The sequence below is a fragment of the Bacillus sp. SIMBA_031 genome, assembly GCF_046535225.1.
GTDB classification, from domain to species: domain Bacteria; phylum Bacillota; class Bacilli; order Bacillales; family Bacillaceae; genus Bacillus; species Bacillus velezensis.
On record NZ_JAWRXC010000002.1, the window covers coordinates 236,907 to 255,929 of the forward strand.

General features: G+C 46.4%; 20 protein-coding genes and 1 other annotated feature. Of the genes, 3 read left to right on the forward strand and 17 right to left on the reverse strand.

Annotated features, from left to right (window positions below; genetic code table 11):
• Positions 1 to 27: 27 nt before the first annotated feature.
• From SB724_RS08045 to SB724_RS08060, 4 genes are read right to left on the reverse strand one after another with little or no spacing between them, the layout of a single operon-like run.
• Positions 28 to 1,170: a bifunctional cystathionine gamma-lyase/homocysteine desulfhydrase gene (locus SB724_RS08045; protein WP_410570728.1), complete on the reverse strand. Its 1,143-nt coding sequence runs from the start codon at positions 1,168 to 1,170 to the stop codon at positions 28 to 30.
• A 1-nt stretch (position 1,171) separates the two neighbouring features.
• Positions 1,172 to 2,095, reverse strand: a complete 924-nt coding sequence (locus SB724_RS08050; protein WP_410570730.1) for an O-acetylserine dependent cystathionine beta-synthase — start codon at positions 2,093 to 2,095, stop codon at positions 1,172 to 1,174.
• Positions 2,096 to 2,142: 47 nt separating this feature from the next.
• On the reverse strand, positions 2,143 to 2,838 hold the full coding sequence (gene mtnN / locus SB724_RS08055) for a 5'-methylthioadenosine/S-adenosylhomocysteine nucleosidase (RefSeq protein WP_007612774.1): 696 nt from the start codon (positions 2,836 to 2,838) through the stop codon (positions 2,143 to 2,145).
• A 20-nt stretch (positions 2,839 to 2,858) separates the two neighbouring features.
• Positions 2,859 to 3,500, reverse strand: coding sequence for a class I SAM-dependent methyltransferase (locus SB724_RS08060; protein ID WP_088461162.1), 642 nt, complete (start codon positions 3,498 to 3,500; stop codon positions 2,859 to 2,861).
• A gap of 183 nt (positions 3,501 to 3,683) precedes the next feature.
• Between SB724_RS08060 and SB724_RS08065 the strand changes: the two genes are divergently transcribed.
• Positions 3,684 to 3,887 carry a YrzA family protein gene (locus SB724_RS08065; RefSeq protein ID WP_265971206.1) on the forward strand — a complete coding sequence of 68 codons (204 nt, stop codon included), beginning with the start codon at positions 3,684 to 3,686 and terminating at the stop codon, positions 3,885 to 3,887.
• Positions 3,888 to 3,926: 39 nt separating this feature from the next.
• Here the strand turns inward: SB724_RS08065 and SB724_RS08070 are convergent, their stop codons facing one another.
• The 13 genes from SB724_RS08070 to SB724_RS08130 all read right to left on the reverse strand — a co-directional run bounded on the left by SB724_RS08070 (position 3,927) and on the right by SB724_RS08130 (position 17,213).
• Complete coding sequence (locus SB724_RS08070) at positions 3,927 to 4,643, reverse strand: YrrS family protein (RefSeq protein WP_014418462.1); 717 nt, start codon at positions 4,641 to 4,643, stop codon at positions 3,927 to 3,929.
• A 63-nt stretch (positions 4,644 to 4,706) separates the two neighbouring features.
• On the reverse strand, positions 4,707 to 6,461 hold the full coding sequence (locus SB724_RS08075) for a peptidoglycan D,D-transpeptidase FtsI family protein (RefSeq protein WP_410570733.1): 1,755 nt from the start codon (positions 6,459 to 6,461) through the stop codon (positions 4,707 to 4,709).
• A 53-nt stretch (positions 6,462 to 6,514) separates the two neighbouring features.
• Positions 6,515 to 6,988, reverse strand: coding sequence for a transcription elongation factor GreA (greA, locus tag SB724_RS08080; protein ID WP_003152766.1), 474 nt, complete (start codon positions 6,986 to 6,988; stop codon positions 6,515 to 6,517).
• A 253-nt stretch (positions 6,989 to 7,241) separates the two neighbouring features.
• On the reverse strand, positions 7,242 to 7,877 hold the full coding sequence (gene udk / locus SB724_RS08085; RefSeq protein ID WP_003152763.1) for a uridine kinase: 636 nt from the start codon (positions 7,875 to 7,877) through the stop codon (positions 7,242 to 7,244).
• A gap of 6 nt (positions 7,878 to 7,883) precedes the next feature.
• Positions 7,884 to 9,152 (reverse strand): peptidase U32 family protein, encoded by a 1,269-nt coding sequence (locus tag SB724_RS08090; RefSeq protein WP_007612788.1) that lies wholly within the window; start codon positions 9,150 to 9,152, stop codon positions 7,884 to 7,886.
• A gap of 17 nt (positions 9,153 to 9,169) precedes the next feature.
• Positions 9,170 to 10,099 carry a peptidase U32 family protein gene (locus SB724_RS08095; RefSeq protein WP_007408214.1) on the reverse strand — a complete coding sequence of 310 codons (930 nt, stop codon included), beginning with the start codon at positions 10,097 to 10,099 and terminating at the stop codon, positions 9,170 to 9,172.
• A gap of 6 nt (positions 10,100 to 10,105) precedes the next feature.
• Positions 10,106 to 10,759 carry an O-methyltransferase gene (locus SB724_RS08100; RefSeq protein ID WP_007612793.1) on the reverse strand — a complete coding sequence of 218 codons (654 nt, stop codon included), beginning with the start codon at positions 10,757 to 10,759 and terminating at the stop codon, positions 10,106 to 10,108.
• Positions 10,760 to 10,910: 151 nt separating this feature from the next.
• Positions 10,911 to 12,002 carry an endolytic transglycosylase MltG gene (gene mltG / locus SB724_RS08105; protein WP_410570736.1) on the reverse strand — a complete coding sequence of 364 codons (1,092 nt, stop codon included), beginning with the start codon at positions 12,000 to 12,002 and terminating at the stop codon, positions 10,911 to 10,913.
• A gap of 110 nt (positions 12,003 to 12,112) precedes the next feature.
• Entirely contained in the window at positions 12,113 to 12,394 is a 282-nt protein-coding gene (locus SB724_RS08110; RefSeq protein WP_003152751.1) for a DUF1292 domain-containing protein, read from the reverse strand.
• 13 nt (positions 12,395 to 12,407) lie between these two features.
• Positions 12,408 to 12,824, reverse strand: a complete 417-nt coding sequence (ruvX, locus tag SB724_RS08115; protein ID WP_003152750.1) for a Holliday junction resolvase RuvX — start codon at positions 12,822 to 12,824, stop codon at positions 12,408 to 12,410.
• An 8-nt stretch (positions 12,825 to 12,832) separates the two neighbouring features.
• Positions 12,833 to 13,099 carry an IreB family regulatory phosphoprotein gene (locus tag SB724_RS08120; RefSeq protein WP_012118070.1) on the reverse strand — a complete coding sequence of 89 codons (267 nt, stop codon included), beginning with the start codon at positions 13,097 to 13,099 and terminating at the stop codon, positions 12,833 to 12,835.
• 84 nt (positions 13,100 to 13,183) lie between these two features.
• A complete protein-coding gene (alaS, locus tag SB724_RS08125) occupies positions 13,184 to 15,820 on the reverse strand; it encodes an alanine--tRNA ligase (RefSeq protein WP_410570738.1) in 2,637 nt (878 codons plus the stop codon).
• 80 nt (positions 15,821 to 15,900) lie between these two features.
• Positions 15,901 to 16,108: a binding site (T-box leader), on the reverse strand.
• A 43-nt stretch (positions 16,109 to 16,151) separates the two neighbouring features.
• A complete protein-coding gene (locus tag SB724_RS08130) occupies positions 16,152 to 17,213 on the reverse strand; it encodes an AI-2E family transporter (protein ID WP_007612803.1) in 1,062 nt (353 codons plus the stop codon).
• A 220-nt stretch (positions 17,214 to 17,433) separates the two neighbouring features.
• Here SB724_RS08130 and SB724_RS08135 point away from each other — a divergent pair, with 220 nt between their 5' ends.
• Positions 17,434 to 18,162, forward strand: a complete 729-nt coding sequence (locus SB724_RS08135; RefSeq protein WP_265971197.1) for an amino acid ABC transporter ATP-binding protein — start codon at positions 17,434 to 17,436, stop codon at positions 18,160 to 18,162.
• A gap of 20 nt (positions 18,163 to 18,182) precedes the next feature.
• The gene (locus SB724_RS08140; RefSeq protein ID WP_007408208.1) at positions 18,183 to 19,010 is read left to right on the forward strand and encodes a transporter substrate-binding domain-containing protein; all 828 of its coding nucleotides are present in this window, start codon (positions 18,183 to 18,185) and stop codon (positions 19,008 to 19,010) included.
• The last annotated feature ends 13 nt before the right edge of the window (positions 19,011 to 19,023 follow it).

Sequence of the window (19,023 nt, forward strand, 5' to 3'; positions counted from 1 at the left end):
GACAGAGAATGTAAATCTATCCATTCTTTATAAAAGTGAATCAAGCGCCTGTTTCACATCCGCCGTTAAATCCTCAGTATCCTCAATACCGACTGAGATCCGTACGAGCCCGTCGGTAATGCCAAGCGCAAGCCGGCGGTCGCGCGGGATCGAAGCGTGCGTCATTCTGGACGGCACGGAGATTAAGCTTTCAACCGCTCCTAAACTTTCCGCGATCGTAAACAGGTTCAATTTTTCTAAAAACGCGTCGACGCGTTCGCTGCTGCCGACATCAAAGGAAATCATTCCGCCGAAACCGGAGCTTTGCGCTTTTGTCAGCTCATGGCCCGGATGTTTCGCTGATCCCGGATAATAGAGCGTTTGAACGGCATCATGCGCTTCAAGCAGCTCGGCGATTTTCCCGGCGCTGTGATTGATGGCATCCATTCTGAGTCCCAGTGTTTTAATGCCTCTCATTAAGAGCCATGAATCCTGCGGTCCTAAAACGCCGCCTGTTGAGTTTTGCACATAATGAAGCTTTTCACCGAGCTCTTTATCAGCCGTGACGACTAAGCCGCCGACGACATCGCTGTGGCCGCCGAGATATTTTGTCGCGCTGTGCAGCACGATGTCCGCGCCGAAGCTGAGCGGCTGCTGGAAATACGGCGTGTAAAACGTATTATCGACGATAAGCAATACGCCCGCTTCTTTTGCGATGTCAGACATCTGTTTGAGGTCAGTCACTTTCAATAGCGGGTTTGTCGGTGTTTCGATATAAATGGCTTTCGTATTCGGGCGAATGGCCTTTTTGACTTTTTCTTCACTGCTCGTATCAACAAAGTCCGCTTCAATGCCGAAGCGGTTCAGCACGCCTGTCATCACCCGGTAAGTACCGCCGTAGACATCATCCGTCAAAATAACATGATCGCCGCTGTCAAACAGCATCATGACGGCAGTAATCGCAGCCATGCCTGAGCCGAACGCATATCCTGCCGCACCGCCTTCAAGCTCCGCAATTAAGCTTTCAAGCGCCGTCCGCGTCGGATTGGCCGTTCTTGAATATTCATAACCCGTGTGCTCGCCCGCTTTCGGCTGCCGGTACGTGCTTACTTGATAAATCGGTACGGAAACCGCTCCTGTTTTTTCATCTCCCGTAATTCCTCCGTGCACCATCAGCGTTTTTTTCTTCATTTTACTGACCTCCTTGAAAAATGTTTTTGCTTATATATCGATCGCTGCCATCAGGGAAAATAGTGACGATATTTGATCCGGCGGGCGCTTTTTTCGCTTCTTCTAGCGCTGCATAAAGAGCCGCCCCTGAAGAGCTTCCGATTAAGAGGCCTTCTTTCTCGGCCGCTTCTCTGACAAGCGAAAACGCCGTATCGTCTTCCACCGTGTAAATGGCGTCAAAATGGTTCTCGTCCATATAATCCGGGATAAACTCCATGCCGATGCCTTCCGTTTTATGGGCATGCGGCTCTCCTCCGTTCAGGATCGAGCCTTCCGGTTCAACGATCACCGTTTTGACGGCAGGATTTTTCTCCTTTAAATAAGCTGCCGTACCAGCAAAGGTGCCGCCGGAACCCGCTCCTGCGACAAAAGCGTGGATATCCCCGCCGAGCGCGTTCCATATTTCGGGCCCGATCGTTTTATAGTAAGTCAATGGATTTACTCGGTTTTTAAATTGCAGAACGGCATAAGAATTATTAATCTCTCTCTCCAGTTCAACCGCTTTTCGAATGGCTCCCTGCATGCCTTCTTCTCTCGGCGTATGCACGATGTCCGCCCCGAGAGCTTTCATAATTTGCTGCTTTTCTCTGCTGAAATGCTCCGGGACGCAAAAAACGGCGCGAAGCTGATGCTTTCTGGCGCACAGAGCGAGTCCGATCCCGGTGTTTCCGGCAGTCGCCTCAATGATAACGCCGCCCGGTTTCACCTTTCCAGTGCGAAGCGCATCTTTAATGAGCATCCCGCCCAGCCTGTCTTTAATGCTTCCGCCCGGATTCATCATCTCAAGCTTAGCATAAACCGCTGTTCCCTCCGGTATATCAAAATGCTTGAGACGGAGCAGCGGTGTATTTCCGATCAGTTCTGTAATATCTGTTATCACGTTCAATATATGTCCTCCTCCTGGAAAAGCGGAGGAGAACGAGAATCCCCCGCTTAGTGAATTCGTTTGATGACATTCAGGACAAGCTCAGTTGAATGAACGGCAGCCTGTTCTAAAAATTTATCAAATGAAACGTCAGATTCTTTTCCGGCAATATCAGATAAAGCTCTGATGACAACAAAAGGCGTTTTGAACTGGTGGCACACCTGTGCGACAGCCGCAGCTTCCATCTCAACCGCGTACAAATCCGCAAATTTGGCGCGTACGTCTTCAACCCGCTTCGGATCATTCATAAAAGAATCTCCCGTAGCGATTGTGCCTTTGGCGACTTGAATGCCGTTCAGTTCAGAAACCGCTTCCTCAGTAATGCTGATCAGCTTTTCATCAGCTTTGTATGCTGCCGGAAGACCCGGCACCTGTCCGTATTCATAGTCAAACGCCGTCACATCCACGTCATGATGGCGGACATCTGTTGAGATGACGACGTCGCCTACATTCAATGTATGATGAAAACCGCCCGCTGAGCCTGTGTTAATCACATAATCAGGTTTGAAACGGTCAAGCAGAAGCGTCGTGCTGATCGCCGCGTTGACTTTCCCGATACCTGATTTCAGCAAGATGACTTCGATGCCTTCATAGCTGCCAGTTGTAAACTCACAGTGAGCGATCATCTCTTGTTTTGCGTCTTTCAGTTTGCTTCTTAAAATCGTAACTTCCTCTTCCATTGCTCCGATGACTGCCAGTTTCATTTATACACAATCCCTTCGATTTACCGTTTAATCGCCTCCATTATCCAGACAAAGTCATTTTGCTGCGTAAACCGCGCGGCAAATCCCTCTTCTGAAAAGATGTTTTTCATTGTCGCGAGTGTCGGATAATGTTCCGTCTTTAAATCGTCCGCTAATTGATGATAGCCGTTTCGGCTTGCTTTTTGAATGGCTTCATCATAAGCTTCATGATCTTTAAAGACTGTATCGGCAAACACTATTTTATCATGCTTCTGAAGGATTGCGCCATACTGCTTTACAGCCGTTCGCTTTTCTTCATCGGTTAAATGATGAAAGGCGTACGAGCTGACGATGGTATCTATTTGAAAAGGCGGAGCGGGAAACTCCAGAAAATCTCCGTCACTGAACACGGCTTTGTCAGAAAGCTTGTCAGCCGCCAGTTTTCTCATTGACGGAGACGGTTCTACACCAAACACCTTTTTGTTCGCGGCGGCTAATTTCGCCGTTAAATTCCCCGTTCCCGGTCCGAACTCTAAAACGTTTGAACCCGAAAGTGCGACAATGCTGTCAAGAATGTTGTCATATCCTTTAAAAACAGCAGCATATTGTCTGTCAGCCCCGTGCACTGTGGCGTCATAAGTCGCTGCCCAATCTTCAAATAAAGGAATAAATTCACGGCCCATATTTTTCACTCTCCATAATTTATAATTCCTATAAGTATAGTATGGATTAATCGTGGAACAGTTCCTATCCTATCACAAAAAAGAATGGAAGGGTACTAAAATACTTTGGGATTATTGCGCAATTACGGCAGAAAGGCTTATACTTTCATTGACTCAGAAGAAAAATCAGGAGGATCTGTACTGATGAATTTTCAATTGGATTTAATCAAAGATAAAGTAGAATTTTTCGAAGCGGCATCTTTGCAGGAGCTTGAAAAGAAAATAAACGTTCAGATTGAAAACAACCAGGCGATTATGCTTCGCGTCCGTTCCGTATCCCATCAGGTGACGGCCGTTGACGGCAGAGTCCTTTACAGCGCGTCGGTGCATTTTTCAGCTGACGTATGACAGAAAAAAGCAGCTGAATAATCAGCTGCTTTTTTGCGGTTATTTTAAGGTTTCTACTTTTGTCGGCTTCCAGCCTTTTTTGTCTTTCCAAGTGATGGTGACCTGATACTTTTTGCCGTTCGTTTTGTCTAAAACTTTACCCTTCGCATCTTGCGGACTTCCATTGTTTCCGAGCCACAGCACTGTCATGTGATCTTTTGACACGCCCGTTGCGTAAGAGATGGCGTCAAGCATTTCGGCCCAGTCTTCAGAGCTTGAGTCATACGTCGCCGCATGTTCTCCCGTCTGCTTTGTGCCGACCGCTTTCCATTTTGGGTTAACAATTGTTTTCTCGACATCGCTTGATGAACCGCCCTCTGTTATTTTTGCGCCTTTAAAAGGATCGCTTGAATCAGAGTCTTTTTTGCTGCTGTCATCACTTTTCGATGAATCATCGTCTTTTTTGCTGTCAGAGTCTGAAGATGAATCAGATGTGTCCTTATCCTGTTTATCTTTTTTGTCATCGTCTGATGCCGTATCTTTTTTGCTGTCTTTTATGTCTTCATCCGATGTCTGCTTCGTCTTGCCTGATGCAGGTGTTTCCTGCTTCTGGCTCGTGTCCGCTTTTTCGCTCACGTCGCCCGACGGACTGTTGATGAAGAGGCTGACGGCAACGACGACAATAAGAATAGATACGATAGCAATTAAAATGTTAAGCACCATATTTGCTTTTCTGCGCTTATCACGGTTTTCAAAACGAGATTGTTTATTGCTCAATCATTCTGCACTCCTTTATCCCTCTTGCTCAGCATATATTTTAACATGGGCTGAGCGGTTGTTCTATGTCTGATTTATTTCATTTTCATGTACCTTTTTAACAATATCATAAAACACTGTATTTGTCAGAGCCTTATCCCCCGGCGTGTCCATGTGCAGCACCACGAGAGCGTATTTCGGCTTGTCCGCGGGAAAGTATCCCGCAAACCATTTGTGGTAAAGCGTCTGTTTTTCTTTTGTGAACATTCCCGTCTGGGCCGTTCCCGATTTGCCTGCTATCTCATACGGCAGATCCTGAAACCTTCGGCCGGTTCCTTTCGGTGAGGTGACGACTTCTCTGAGAATTTTTTGAAGCTGCTGCGCCGTATATTTGTCGATGTTTTCCCCTTTTAACGGCTGATCTTTGAATGACGCCATCGTCGTTTTGTTTTTGTATTCAATTTTGTCCGCGATTTTGACTTGTTTTTTTTCACCGCCGCGCGCGATCGCCGCCATCATATTGGCGACTTCAAGAGGCGTGACTTTCACGTTTTTTTGCCCGATCGCCGTCTGTGCGACGGCTTTTTTTACGGTTTTGTCTTTGTCATCTCCCCAAATGACCCCGCTTTTTTCATTATACAACTGCCTGAATCCGTCTTCCCGGTACAGCTTGCCTTCCCAGCCCGCCCGCTGGGTGAGACCGAGTTTTTCCGCCATGTTTTCAATAACGGAATCATCTTTTTTGATCAATTTTTCCGCAAGACTTGTAAACGTATAATTGCAGCTTTGGGCAAAGCTTTCTCCAAAACTGAGCGTGCCTTTGTCATCCCCCGGCTCTCCGTACAGGTTGAGATTGCAGTTAAAGGATGTGCCCGGCTTCACTTCGTTTTGTTCTATTGCGGCTGCGGCGATCACCGTTTTAAATACTGATCCCGGATAAATCGGCGTCAGCATGTAATTTTGCAGTGTCTGCTGCTTTGACATGTCGGCGTCAGGCTTTGAGACCATTCCGAGCACACTGCTTTTTTCAATGTCTAAAAGGACGGCTCCCCCCTTTTTTAACCCGCGGTCTTTCAATACATCTTCCATTGCTTTTTGAATATTGCGGTCGATGGAGGTTTTGACTTGCAGCGGATAAAACGCGTTTGCTTCAGCCGTATATTTGACGTCCATTCCGAATAAAGGGTTTCCCCTTCCGTCGACATGATACAAAAGTTTTGTGTCCTGATCCGCAAGTAAAAACTCATCAAACGTCCGCTCCATCCCGCTTGTCCCGATTTTTGCCGTGATCGGCAGTTCCTTCCTGCCGGGGTATTTCTTTTTCAAAAGCTCAGGGTCCTGGTTTGTCGCGCCAAACAAATGAGCGGCTATGTTTGTTTCTTTGCTGTCTTTCATATATACGCCGTAAATGCCTGGATATTTCAAAGAATTGATATTTGACACGGATTGTTTCGTCAAATGTTTTATTTTTCTGCTGTTCAGGATCACCGGTTTTTTTGCTTCCGTGAGCAGCTGCCTGAGCTCCCCCTGTTTCATTCCGAGAATGTCTGATACCCGGTCAACCGGCCAATCCTGCGTCACGAGAAAGGGAAACAGTATGACCGCAGGCTGCTTTTTTCCGGTCAGTTCTTTGCCGTTCCGATCAAGAAAAGAGCCGCGTCCGTCTGAAATAAGGACTTCTTCCGTCCGCTGCTTGACGCTCTCCTGAATCAGATTAATATTGGATTTTGAAAAAGATTCTGTGAAAAACAGCTGAATTTCAGCCAGCCTCGCAAGCAGAAAGAAAAACACGAGCAGAAAACAAATCATGGCCGCTTTCAGCCTTTTTGATACGATCATAAAAAAACACCTCATCCACATTTTGGACGAGGTGTTTCATTGTTAAACAGATCTTATGAAATTTTCACAATTTTCACGAGCATTTCTCCGCCCGGCGTCTGAACTGTCACTTCTTCGTCCACTTTTCTGCCGAGCAGGCTTTTGGCGATTGGCGAGTCGTTTGAGATTTTCCCTTCAAACGGATCAGCTTCAGCGCTTCCGACAATCGTGTAAGATTCTTCTTCACCGTCCGGCAATTCGATAAATGATACGGTTTTTCCCAAACCGACTACATTTGAACCGCCGTCGTCCTCGATGATTTTCGCATTGCGGATCATGTTTTCAAGCGTCGTGATGCGCCCTTCCACAAATGCCTGTTCTTCTTTTGCAGAATCATACTCAGAGTTCTCTGACAGATCTCCGAAGCTTCTTGCGATTTTAATGCGTTCTACTACTTCTTTACGTTTAACCGTTTTCAATTGCTCTAATTCTTGTTCAAGTTTTTGTTTTCCTTCGTGAGTCATCGGAAAAACTTTTTCTTGTGCCATGTTCCTTCACTCCTTGGTGGTTGTCCCTCAACAATAACGTGTGATTATGTATGAGAGCATAAACGAAAAAATCAAGAATGAGAACACAGGGCAGTCCTCGTTCTTCTCTCCCATATAGGTACTGTTTATCTTAAACTGAATATGTGTTTTCTGCAAATGTTTCGGTTTATAAACAGGGAAAGAAGGGAACTGTCTCATTCCCTTCCAGCCTATACATAATATGGTCTGAGTTATTTATGTCTATGCTATGGTATTACAAAATTGCATTTTGTTCAAGGATCGTTTGAATCTTCGTGACCATCAGATCAATCGCGACGTGGTTTTGCCCGCCTTCCGGAATAATGATGTCCGCGTAGCGTTTCGTCGGTTCAACAAACTGATTGTGCATCGGTCTGACGACGGACACATACTGCTCAATGACAGAATCGATTGAACGGCCTCTTTCGTTAATATCTCTCATAATCCGTCTGATGATACGGAGATCCGCGTCCGTGTCGACATAAAGTTTCATATCCATGAGGTCGCGAAGTCTTTTATCTTCGAGAACGAGAATGCCTTCCAGAATAATGACATCTTTCGGCTCAACCGGAATGGTTTCCTCAGAACGCGTATGCAGTTTATAATCATAAATCGGCTTTTCTATCGGCCGGTAATTCAAAAGCTCTTGAATATGCTCGATTAAATAGTCATTATCAAATGCGAGCGGGTGATCATAGTTTGTGTTCAGCCTTTCTTCAAACGGAAGATGGCTTTGGTCTTTATAATAAAGGTCTTGCTGGATCATTAAAATCGAGTGTCCTTTAAACTGTTCATAGATGGAACGGGTGACGCTTGTTTTTCCTGATCCGGAACCTCCTGCGATGCCTATAACTACAGGACTCTTACCCATTGGTGATTACTTCCCCTTTCTCATCATGTTGCTCGGATAAATCTTTTTGTCTACTTTAAATGTAACGATTTGCAGGGGATGGCGGGCAGCATCAAGCTCGTTTCCGTCTTCGTCCCAAATAGTGCCGATTGTGAATGTGAAATTGTCGATTTCAGGACCGAAAAATTCCACTTCGTCACCTTGTTTAAAGAAATTGCGCTGCTGGAGCGTCACCATTTGAGTTTCCTCGTTATACGCGAGCACGAGACCGGCAAAATCAAATGTTGTTTTCTTTCCGTGTTCACCGAACATCTGCTCTTCATACCCGGGCGTGCCTTCAAAGAAAGCAGGCGCGGTATCCCGGTTTGCACATTTGTCCAGCTCATCCAGCCATTCTTTTTGAATGACAAAGTTTTCAGGATCAGCGCAGTATGCGTCGATGACTTTGCGATACACGCTGACAACCGTCGCAACGTAATGAATTGATTTCATCCGGCCTTCAATTTTCAGGCTGTCGATGCCCATCTCGATCATTTGCGGAATGGATTCAATCAATTTTAAATCTTTCGGGCTCATCGCAAACGGAGCGTCTTCTTCGCCATAGAGCGCGACCGCGTTTGCACCGTCTGTCTGATACAGGTCATAATCCCAGCGGCAGGACTGACAGCAGCCGCCGCGGTTGGAATCCCGGGCTGTCATGTGATTGCTCAGCACGCATCGGCCTGAATAAGCGATACACATGGCGCCGTGGATAAAGGTTTCAATTTCAATATCCACCTTTTCCTTCATTTCTTTAATTTCCAGTCCGCTCGTTTCACGGGCAAGCACCACGCGGTCAAGCCCTTCTTCTTTCCAGAACTGCACCGCTTTCCAGTTGGAAAGGGACTGCTGTGTGCTGAGGTGAATTTCTACGTCCGGGGCCACTCTCCGGCATGTTTCAATAATCAGCGGATCAGCGACGATAATTCCGGCAACTTTTGCGTCTCCCAACGCTTTTAAGTATTCTTCCAGACCGTCCATATTTTCATTATGGGCGAAAATGTTTGTTGTCACATATATTTTTGCCCCGTATTTTTTGGCAAATTCTACGCCCTCTGCGATTTCTTCTATTGAGAAGTTATCCGCATTTGAGCGGAGTCCGTATTCCTGTCCTCCGATAAAAACCGCGTCCGCTCCGTAATGAACGGCAATTTTTAATTTTTCAAGGTTTCCTGCCGGAGCAAGGAGTTCAGGTTTTTTCGTAATGACGCGTTTTCCGTTTACGACTTTGGAAATGGTTTGATTTACGGCTGTCATCCGTTGCACCCTCCTTTTTAATAGACCGTTTCTTTAAAGAAGAATCCTGTGTCGATGCTTCTGTTCACAGGCTGAATGCTTTCAATCCGCTCTATCCAGCTCTCTTTTTTCTCTTCGTATGTCTCTCGGCTTTCGAAGCACAAATCGATTGCTTCTCTGTACATGCGGGTCACTTCAGTTAAGTATTCAGGAGACTTCAAAACTCCGTCGATTTTAAAAGAATCGATGCCGGCGTCCATCAGGTCCTCTAATTCATCAATCATGCACACATCGTTCGGGCTCATGATGTGCGTGCCGTTTTCATCTTCAAAAATCGGGTATTTATTGCCCCGTTCCTTGTCATGCAGAAACATCCCCGCTTCTTTTTTCTTCTGTTCGATGTCCATGACTTTACCCTGGTATTCGAAGTAATGGCCCACTAAAGAACGCTTCGATTGGAACATGCACGTCATGCCGTGGATTTGAATTTCAATTTCCACTTCGGCGTTTTCTTTTATGTCAATGATGCTGTCCATATTTAATTCCTTAGCCAGCACTGCCCGCCGTGCGCCTTTGCGTCCCCAGTAATTGCAGGAATAGTAGTTGGTTCCCGTTGTTTCCGTGCTCCAGTGCAGTTTAAGCTCGGGAGCCGCTTCACGCGCCGCCATTAAAACGGCCGGATCACCGAAAACAGCCGCATCAACGCCGGCCTCCTGCAAAAAGGCAAGATAGCCGTTCAGCTCGTCCACTTTTTCGTTGTGAAAAATAGCATTGACGGCGGCGTACACTTTCGCGCCTTCCTGATGAGCTGTCTTTACGGCTTCTTTTATATCTTCTCTTGAAAATTCACCGGCCAGTCTCAGGCCGTATCTCTGTTCTCCGACTAACAGGGCCGTTGCGCCCGCTTGAATGAGCGGAAGAATATCCTGTACAGAAGTCGGAGTCACCAAAAGTTCAGGTTTTTTCATGATCCTTCACCTCTTCTTTTTACTGATGGCGATGCCGTCTCCGACCGGCAGTATGACCGTTTGATAGTCAGGCCGGTCCATCAGCCATTGGTTATATTGATCAATTTTTTCAACAAGCTTCCGTCTTCTTTTCGGCTCAATGTCCGAGTGATTTTGTGCCACCAGCCCTTTAAACAGAACATTGTCCGTAAAAATGACTCCATCCGGCGCAAGCATCGGTTCATAGAGCTCAAAAAAGTTCGTGTACTGGCCTTTGGCCGCGTCGATAAAAATGGCATCATAAGGAGCCGTGACACGGACAGACTCAGAAAGTTCCAGCGCATCCCCGTGCATTACGTGAATCCGGTTTTCCATTTCAAAGTCTTTTATATTGTTCACAGCTTCTTCATAGCGTTTGTCGTCCCGTTCAATCGTGTAAATATTCGCATCCGGAAGCTCAAGCGCCATCCGTATGGCGGAATATCCGATTGCCGCGCCGATTTCCAAAATGTTTTTCGCCTGTTGAATCGACAGCATTTGAAGCAGCACTTCAATGCCCGCTTCTTCCATAATCGGAACATGGTGCTCCTTTGCATAGGCTTCAAGCTTTTTCACTTTATCAGGCCGAGGCTTCAGCATCGCGTTTATATACTCGTTTATTTGTTCATACCGATCATTCACGGCAAACAGCCTCCGTTCTAAAAAGGAGTGCCCCTGACGAATCCGCGGGGACACTCTCTTAAGACACTTCTTTATCCATAAGTAAACAACCCGATATATTTTATCATAAAACCTTTCAGAATGGAATAAAAGGAGAGCTTTTGCCCTCCTTTTATTCGCTGTCTTTTTTGGAAATATACTTTTCCTTCGCTTTATTATGGTCTTTTAATGTTTTGGTGAAAACGACCTCGCCGTTTGATTTTGCAAGGAAATAAAGATAATCCGTTTTGTCAGGGCGGAGAGCCGCTTCCCATGATGAATCACCGGCATTTGCAATCGGTCCCGGCGGCAGCCCCTTATGTTTATACGTATTAAACGGAGAATCAATTTTCAGGTCTTTGTAGTAGACCCGGCTTTTATGCTTACCGGCCGCATATAATACCGTCGGGTCAGTCTGCAGCGGCATTTTTTCTTCGAGCCTGTTGTAAAAAACGCTGGCGATTTTGTGACGGTCGGCTTTGGCGGTGGCTTCTTCTTCAATAAGTGATGCCATCGTCAGAGCGTTATGGACGGAAAGTTTCTTTTTTTCCAGTTCAGATTTATACGTTTCGATACGGGTGTTTGTTTCCTGAACCATTGCCGTCAAAATCGTGTCAAGCGATGCATCCGGATCATTAAACGGATATGTGGCCGGATACAGATAGCCTTCGAGCGGATGCTTGAGCTTCTTGTTTGAAAGTGCGTCCGTTATCGTATCAGGAAACTGTTTTTTCAGTTTGCCGATGAATGTTTTGTCATCCAGTTTCGCCATGATCTCTTCTTTTGAATATGATGTTTCTTTTGCGATCGCATCCGCAATCTGTGTAAGCTGTTTTCCTTCAGGAACGGAGATCTGAAAGGCATATCCCGTTGATCCCGCGGTCAGTTTTTTGATAATCGTATCCGCATCCATTCCTTTATTCAGGTGGTAAAATCCCGCCTGAAACCCGGAAGCGCCTTTATACTTCACATACAGCTGAAATGCTTTTTTGCTTTTGATGACATGCTGATCCTCAAGAATTTCAGCGATTGCCGAAACGGAAGAACCGCTCGGAATATTAATATTGACTGCCGTTTTGCTGCCTTTGTCAACCGGGGACAGCAGAGATTTCCCATAGAAAAAAGCACCGCAAATGATGATAAGCAGAGCGATCACGGAGGACAGTATTATCGTCGTTTTTTTGTTTTTACGCGGAAATGAATTTTTAGTCTGATTGATATTCATACAAGTATTTTCCTCCCAACAGCTCTTATACTACATGATTCATGTGCATTCGGCAATTTATTACAAAAAAAAGCCGAAGCGCATATGCGCTCCGGCTTTTTCCGTTCATTTTATTCTTCATCTTCTTCCGCTAAAAACGTGTTAAGCGTTTCTTCGATCATTTCCCACTCTTCATCGGTTTCAATCGGCATCAGTTCGCCGTCTTCACCGTTTTCGTTCGGTTCGAAACTTGAAGCGTGAATTTCGATTTCATCATCGTCTTGAGCATCAATCGGATAATAAAGTACGTAAGATTTGTTGAATGTGTCGTTTTCAAATGTAAACAGCACTTCGCAAAGCTGTTCGTTGCCTTGATCATCGACAATTGTAATGTGTTTTTCGCCGTGTTCCATTTCTTTTCACCTCTTAGTTTAAACTGTCCAGATATCCTTGAAGGATCATGACAGCCGCCATTTTATCAATGACTTTTTTTCGTTTTTGCCTGCTGACGTCAGCCGCGATCAGCATTTTTTCAGCCGCCATCGTCGTCAGACGCTCGTCCCACAGCACAACAGGGACATTGTACGCTGTTTCAAGCAGTTTCGCAAATGTTTGGCTGGCTTCGCCTCTCGGACCGATCGTCCCGTTCATGTTTTTCGGAAAACCGAGCACGATCTTCTCTACATTATAGTCTTTCATCAGCTCGGATAAACGGTCCAGACCGTAATCTCCTTCAGCCTCGTTTATTTTTATCGTCTCAATGCCCTGAGCGGTCCAGCCCATTTCATCGCTTAAAGCTACGCCGAGTGTTTTCGTTCCAAGATCAAGTCCCAATATTCTCATGAATGTATTTACGCCTCTTTATGCTGTTCTAGATAGGATTTTACCAATTCCTCAATTAATTCGTCACGTTCCAGTTTGCGAATTAAGTTCCGGGCGTCGCGATGCCTAGGAATGTATGCAGGATCTCCAGACAGCAAGTATCCGACAATCTGGTTGATAGGATTGTACCCCTTTTCCTGAAGCGCATCATATACCGTATTCAGCACTTCTTCGACGTTTGTTTCAGCAGAATCATCGGAGAAATTAAATTTCATCGTTTTATCAAACGAGCTCACCGTTTTGCACCTCTTTCCCAAATTCGCAGGCAAAGTTCAGCCTGAGGTCCTCATCTTATCATCATTCTACACTAGTTGAAAGGATTATAAAACGGATTTTATCCAATCTTCCGCAGATGCCAGCGCCTCTTCCAATTTTTCAGGCTGCTTTCCGCCGGCCTGCGCCATGTCCGGACGGCCTCCGCCTCCGCCTCCGCAGACTTCAGCCGCTTGTTTGACCATTTTGCCGGCATGAAGGCCTTTTTCGATCAGGTCTTTCGTCACGCCTGCTGAAAGGTTGACTTTCTCGTTTTGCACGGCGCCGAGAATGATGACCGCAGAACCGAGCTTCGCTTTCAGATCATCCACCATAGTGCGAAGGTGGTTCATGTCTTTCGCATTTACTTTTTCAGCCAGCACTTTTACGCCGCCGATGTCTTTTACTTTAGACAAAATGGCTCCGGCTTCCACATTGCCAAGTTTGCTGAGCAATGATTCATTTTCTCTTTGCGCTTCCTTCAGCTCCGCTTGAAGAGACTGAATTCGCTTCGGTACGTCTTTTACGTTTGATTTCAGCTCGTCCGCAGCGTGCTGCAGAAGGCTGAGCTGGCTGTTCATTTCCTGATAAGCGCCTTTTCCTGTTACGGCTTCGATTCTTCGCGTCCCTGCGCCGATCCCTGATTCGGATACGATTTTAAACAGACCGATTTCTGCCGTATTCGTGACATGGCATCCGCCGCAAAGCTCAAGGCTGTAATCTCCGACTTGTACGACGCGGACGATATCGCCGTATTTCTCGCCGAATAGGGCCATTGCGCCCATTTCTTTCGCTTCATTGATCGGTTTCAAATCAATCGCTACCGGAATGCTCTCCCAGATTTTTTCGTTGACGATTCCTTCAATGCGTTCAAGTTCTTCTTTCGTCACTTGACCGAAATGAGAGAAGTCAAAACGCAGACGATTTTCGGTAACGAGTGAACCCGCTTGGTTGACATGTGTGCCGAGAACGTCTTTCAGCGCCTGGTGCAGAAGGTGGGTTGCCGTATGGTTTTTCACCACGCCGCTTCTCATTTGATCTTCAACTTCAGCCGTCACGCTTGCGCCTTTTTGAATCGTGCCGCTAGCCACCGTGCCTTCGTGTACATGCTGACCGTTCGGAGCTTTTTTCACGTCTTTAATGGTTACGACAGCCTGCTCGCTTCTCAGCACTCCTCTGTCACCGATCTGTCCGCCGCTTTCAGCATAGAAAGGCGTTTTGTCAAGAAGGATTTGGACGGTATCCCCTTCATGCGCCTCACTGATTAATTGCCCGTCATGAAGGAGCTCGATCACCTTCGCTTCAGCTTTTACGGCACTGTAGCCGACAAATGTGCTTTCTGCGGTAATGTCGCGCAATGCCCCACCCTGAACCTGCATGCTTCCTACATCTTGGCGCGCATTTCTCGCCCGTTCACGCTGTTTTTCCATTTCGGCTTCAAAGCCTTTATGGTCAACTTTCATTTGCTCATCTTCCGCGTATTCCTCCGTTAATTCAACCGGGAATCCGTATGTATCGTACAGTTTGAATACGTCTTTTCCGGAGATGATGCCGCTGCCTTTTTCCTTCTCTTTCTTTATCACGTCGGATAAAATGGCCAGACCTTCGTTTAATGTTTCGTGGAAGCGCTCTTCCTCCGTTTTGATGACTTTGGCGATAAACTCTTGCTTTTCTTTCACCTCCGGATAGAAAGCGTCCATAATTCCTGCAACAGTCGGTACCAGCTCATACATAAACGGACGGCTGATACCGAGGGTTTTCGCGTATCGCACTGCCCGGCGCAAGAGGCGTCTCAGTACATACCCGCGCCCTTCATTTGAGGGCAGAGCTCCGTCGCTTACCGCAAATGCGACCGTTCTGATATGATCGGCGATCACTTTAAAGGCCGTATCCTTCACTGCATCCTTTCCGTAAGCATCTCCGGAAATGCGCTCTGTTGCTTCAATAATCGGCATAAACAAATCAGTGTCAAAGTTTGTCGGGACGTCCTGAATCACGGAGACCATCCGTTCAAGCCCCATGCCCGTATCAATGTTTTTCTTCGGAAGCGGTGTGTATGTGCCGTCCGGGTTGTGGTTGAACTCTGAGAATACCAGGTTCCATACTTCAAGATAACGGTCATTTTCGCCGCCCGGATACAATTCAGAATCTGACGGGTCATTGCCGTATTTCTCGCCGCGGTCATAGAAAATTTCCGTATTCGGTCCGCTCGGGCCTTCGCCGATATCCCAGAAGTTCCCTTCCAGACGAATGATTCTTTCTTCCGGAACGCCGATTTTTTCCGCCCATAGCGTATAAGCTTCTTCATCCTCAGGGTGAACCGTTACAGACAGCAGCTCCGGATCAAAGCCGATCCACTTTTCGCTCGTTAAAAACTCCCATGCCCACGTGATGGCTTCTTCTTTAAAATAATCACCGATGGAAAAGTTTCCGAGCATCTCAAAGAACGTGTGGTGGCGCGCCGTTTTCCCCACATTTTCAATATCATTTGTTCGGATTGATTTTTGCGCGTTTACAATTCTCGGATTCTCCGGCACAACGCGGCCGTCAAAGTATTTTTTCAGCGTCGCAACGCCGCTGTTGATCCATAATAAAGACGGATCTTCATGCGGAACCAATGAGGCGCTCGGTTCCACGGCATGGCCTTTTTCTTTAAAGAAATCTAAATACATTTGACGCACTTCAGCAGAAGTTAAGTGTTTCATCTATATTCCTCCTTATCACTACCCGAAATTCTCTTTTGCGACAGCAAAAAAGCTCTCTCCCTATGCAAACCATGCGTTCACACAGGGACGAGAGCTGTCTCGCGGTACCACCCTGATTACAGGCCGAAAAAGGCCTGTCACCTTTCATCCCGTAACGCAGGACTGCGGCAGCCTTTAACTGCACTCAGGATTAGCTTCCGCCGATCTTCTGCTGAAGCTCCTTTCAGCGTATCGGAGCTTCTCTCTTAAACAGGGCTTCGGCGTACTCATATCCGTCACTCGAGATTCGTATGTATTCTACTCGAAATTATAGCCAAGCAGAACCCGAATGTCAATGTTCCGTCCTGATCCGCAAAAAGTGTATGGCCGTCACTTTTAAAACGGCTGCCGCCGGTACAGCGAGAATCATGCCGGGAATGCCCGCGAGCTCTCCTCCGGCAAGGAGCGCCAGCATGATCACGACGGGGTGCATTCTGAGACTGCGCCCGACAATAAGCGGGCTCAAAATGTTTCCTTCTATAAATTGCAGAATAAAAATCGTGACGATTACGATGATCACAGCTTTAGCAGAAATCGCCAGCGAAAGGAGCAGCGCCGGTACAGCGCCGATAAACGGACCGAAATACGGGATGACATTCGTAATCCCGATGGCAAGACCCAAAATCAGCGGGTAAGGAAGCCCGAACAGCCAAAATGAAACGCCGGCTATTAACCCGAGCAAAAAACAAACGAGAAGCTGACCGCGGATGTAATCACCGAGAGAGTCGTCCACATCCCGCAGAAATTCACTCCCCCTTTTCCTCCAGGACTTCGGCGTCAAATACCAGACTGTCTTTTTCATGACGTCTATATCCTTCACCATATAGAACACGAGAAAAGGAATCGTCGCCGCGATCAGGATATAATCAAGCACGAAACGGATGCTTCTGATCGTGCTTTCAATCGTGCCGGCAAGAAACGTTTCTGTCTGCTGAATCATTTTGTCCATCCGATGGTGCATGCCGTCAGGCCAATGATCCGTGTGATTATGCAGATGCTTCAGCATACTGTTGTAGTTTTTGGCAAGACCGGGAATGCTCTCAGACAGATCCTGCAGCTGTTCAATTAAAACAGGAACCCCTTTATAAACCCCCCAGCCGATTCCGCCGAAAAACAGGCAATAAATCAGAAGCAGGCTTAAAGTTCTAGGCATCCCTTTTCTATGAAGCCATTCAGTAATCGGAAGTAAAAGATAAGCAATAAATACTGCGATGAATATAGGAATAAAGAGAGATTTTATAACAAGCCAAATGGGAGACCATAACATATCGAGCATGCAAAAGACATACACTGTTAACAAAACGAGCAGACATACAGCCGTCCACATTAAGAGCTGCAGCGGTTTTTGAAGCATGACGTTTCACCTCTTGCTTTATCTTTTGACAGAAAGCCGGAATTATTCCCCTTTCATAAACTCCGCCTTATGACGCAGACCTCTTGACGGAAATAATTATCAGAAATTACGAAATAACCTAAATAATATTCATAAAAATCTGTATAACCATCGTAATGTGTTAAAGGATTTCAAAAACTGTCCAGTCAATATGACTCATGTTTTTTTAAGGAGGATGGCCATGATTTCATTTCAGGATGTAAATAAGCACTACGGACATTTCCACGTGCTGAAAAACATTAATCTGCACATTAAAAAAGGGGAAGTCGTCGTTATCATCGGACCTTCAGGATCGGGAAAAAGCACGCTTCTCCGCTGCATTAATCAGCTGGAAACAGTTGATGGAGGCGCCTTAACGGTAAACGGCGTCTCCATCCATGACAAGAAAACGGATATAAATCAGGTCCGCCGCAATATCGGCATGGTGTTTCAGCATTTTCATCTGTACCCGCACAAAACCGTTCTGCAAAACATCATGCTCGCACCGATCAAAGTGCTTAAGGAATCAAAAGAAGAAGCAAAAGAAACGGCCTTATACTATTTGAAAAAAGTCGGTATACCGGAAAAAGCGGACGCTTATCCTTCACAGCTTTCGGGCGGCCAGCAGCAGCGTGTCGCCATCGCCAGGGGGCTTGCGATGAAGCCCGAAATTATGCTGTTTGATGAACCCACATCCGCGCTTGATCCGGAAATGATCGGGGAAGTGCTGGATGTCATGAAAACACTCGCAAAGGAAGGCATGACCATGGCAGTCGTCACACATGAAATGGGATTCGCAAAAGAAGTGGCGGACCGCATCGTGTTTATCGACGGCGGAGCCATCTTAGAAGAAGCTGCACCGGCTGAATTTTACGAAAGCCCCCGTGAAGAGAGGGCGCGTTTATTCTTAAGCCGTATTTTAAATCACTGAAAAGAAACGGAGGAGCGCTTATGTCACGCGTAACAAAATGGTTGTCATTCGGATTGATATCACTGCTGGCCGTCTTTATGCTGGCAGCCTGCGGAGGGAAAGAAACGTCCGGGGATTCAAAAGGAACGGGAAAAGACACGTTAGCCTCTATTAAAGACAGAGACAAAATCATCTTCGGCGTCAAAACCGACACGAGGTTATTCGGGCTGAAAAACCCAAGCTCCGGTGATATTGAAGGCTTCGATATTGATATCTCAAAACAGCTCGCAAAAGATATTCTGGGGGATGAGAAGAAAGCGGAATTTAAAGAAGTGACGTCAAAAACGAGAATTCCGATGCTGCAAAACGGCGATATCGATGCCATCACCGCCACGATGACGATAACGGATGAGCGGAAAAAAGAAGTTGATTTCTCAGATGTTTATTTTGAAGCCGGGCAATCCCTGCTCGTCAAAAAAGGAAGCAGCATCAAAAGCACCGAAGACCTGGGAAAAGGCTCAAAAGTATTGGCGGTAAAAGGCTCTACTTCCTCACAAAACATCAGAGAAAAAGCGCCTGACGCCTCAGTGCTGGAATTTGAAAATTACGCCGAAGCGTTCACTGCGCTTAAAGCGGGACAGGGAGATGCGCTCACAACCGATAATGCGATTTTATACGGCATGGCAGATGAAAATAAACAATATCAGCTGACAGGCGAAACCTTCACCGATGAACCTTACGGAATCGCCGTCAAAAAAGGCCAATCCGGACTCATCAAGGAAATCAACGCCTCTTTGAAAAAAATGAAAGCCGACGGCAGGTACGAAAAAATCTATAAAAAATGGATTAAAGAAGAACCGGCAAAATAGAAAGGACCGCGGG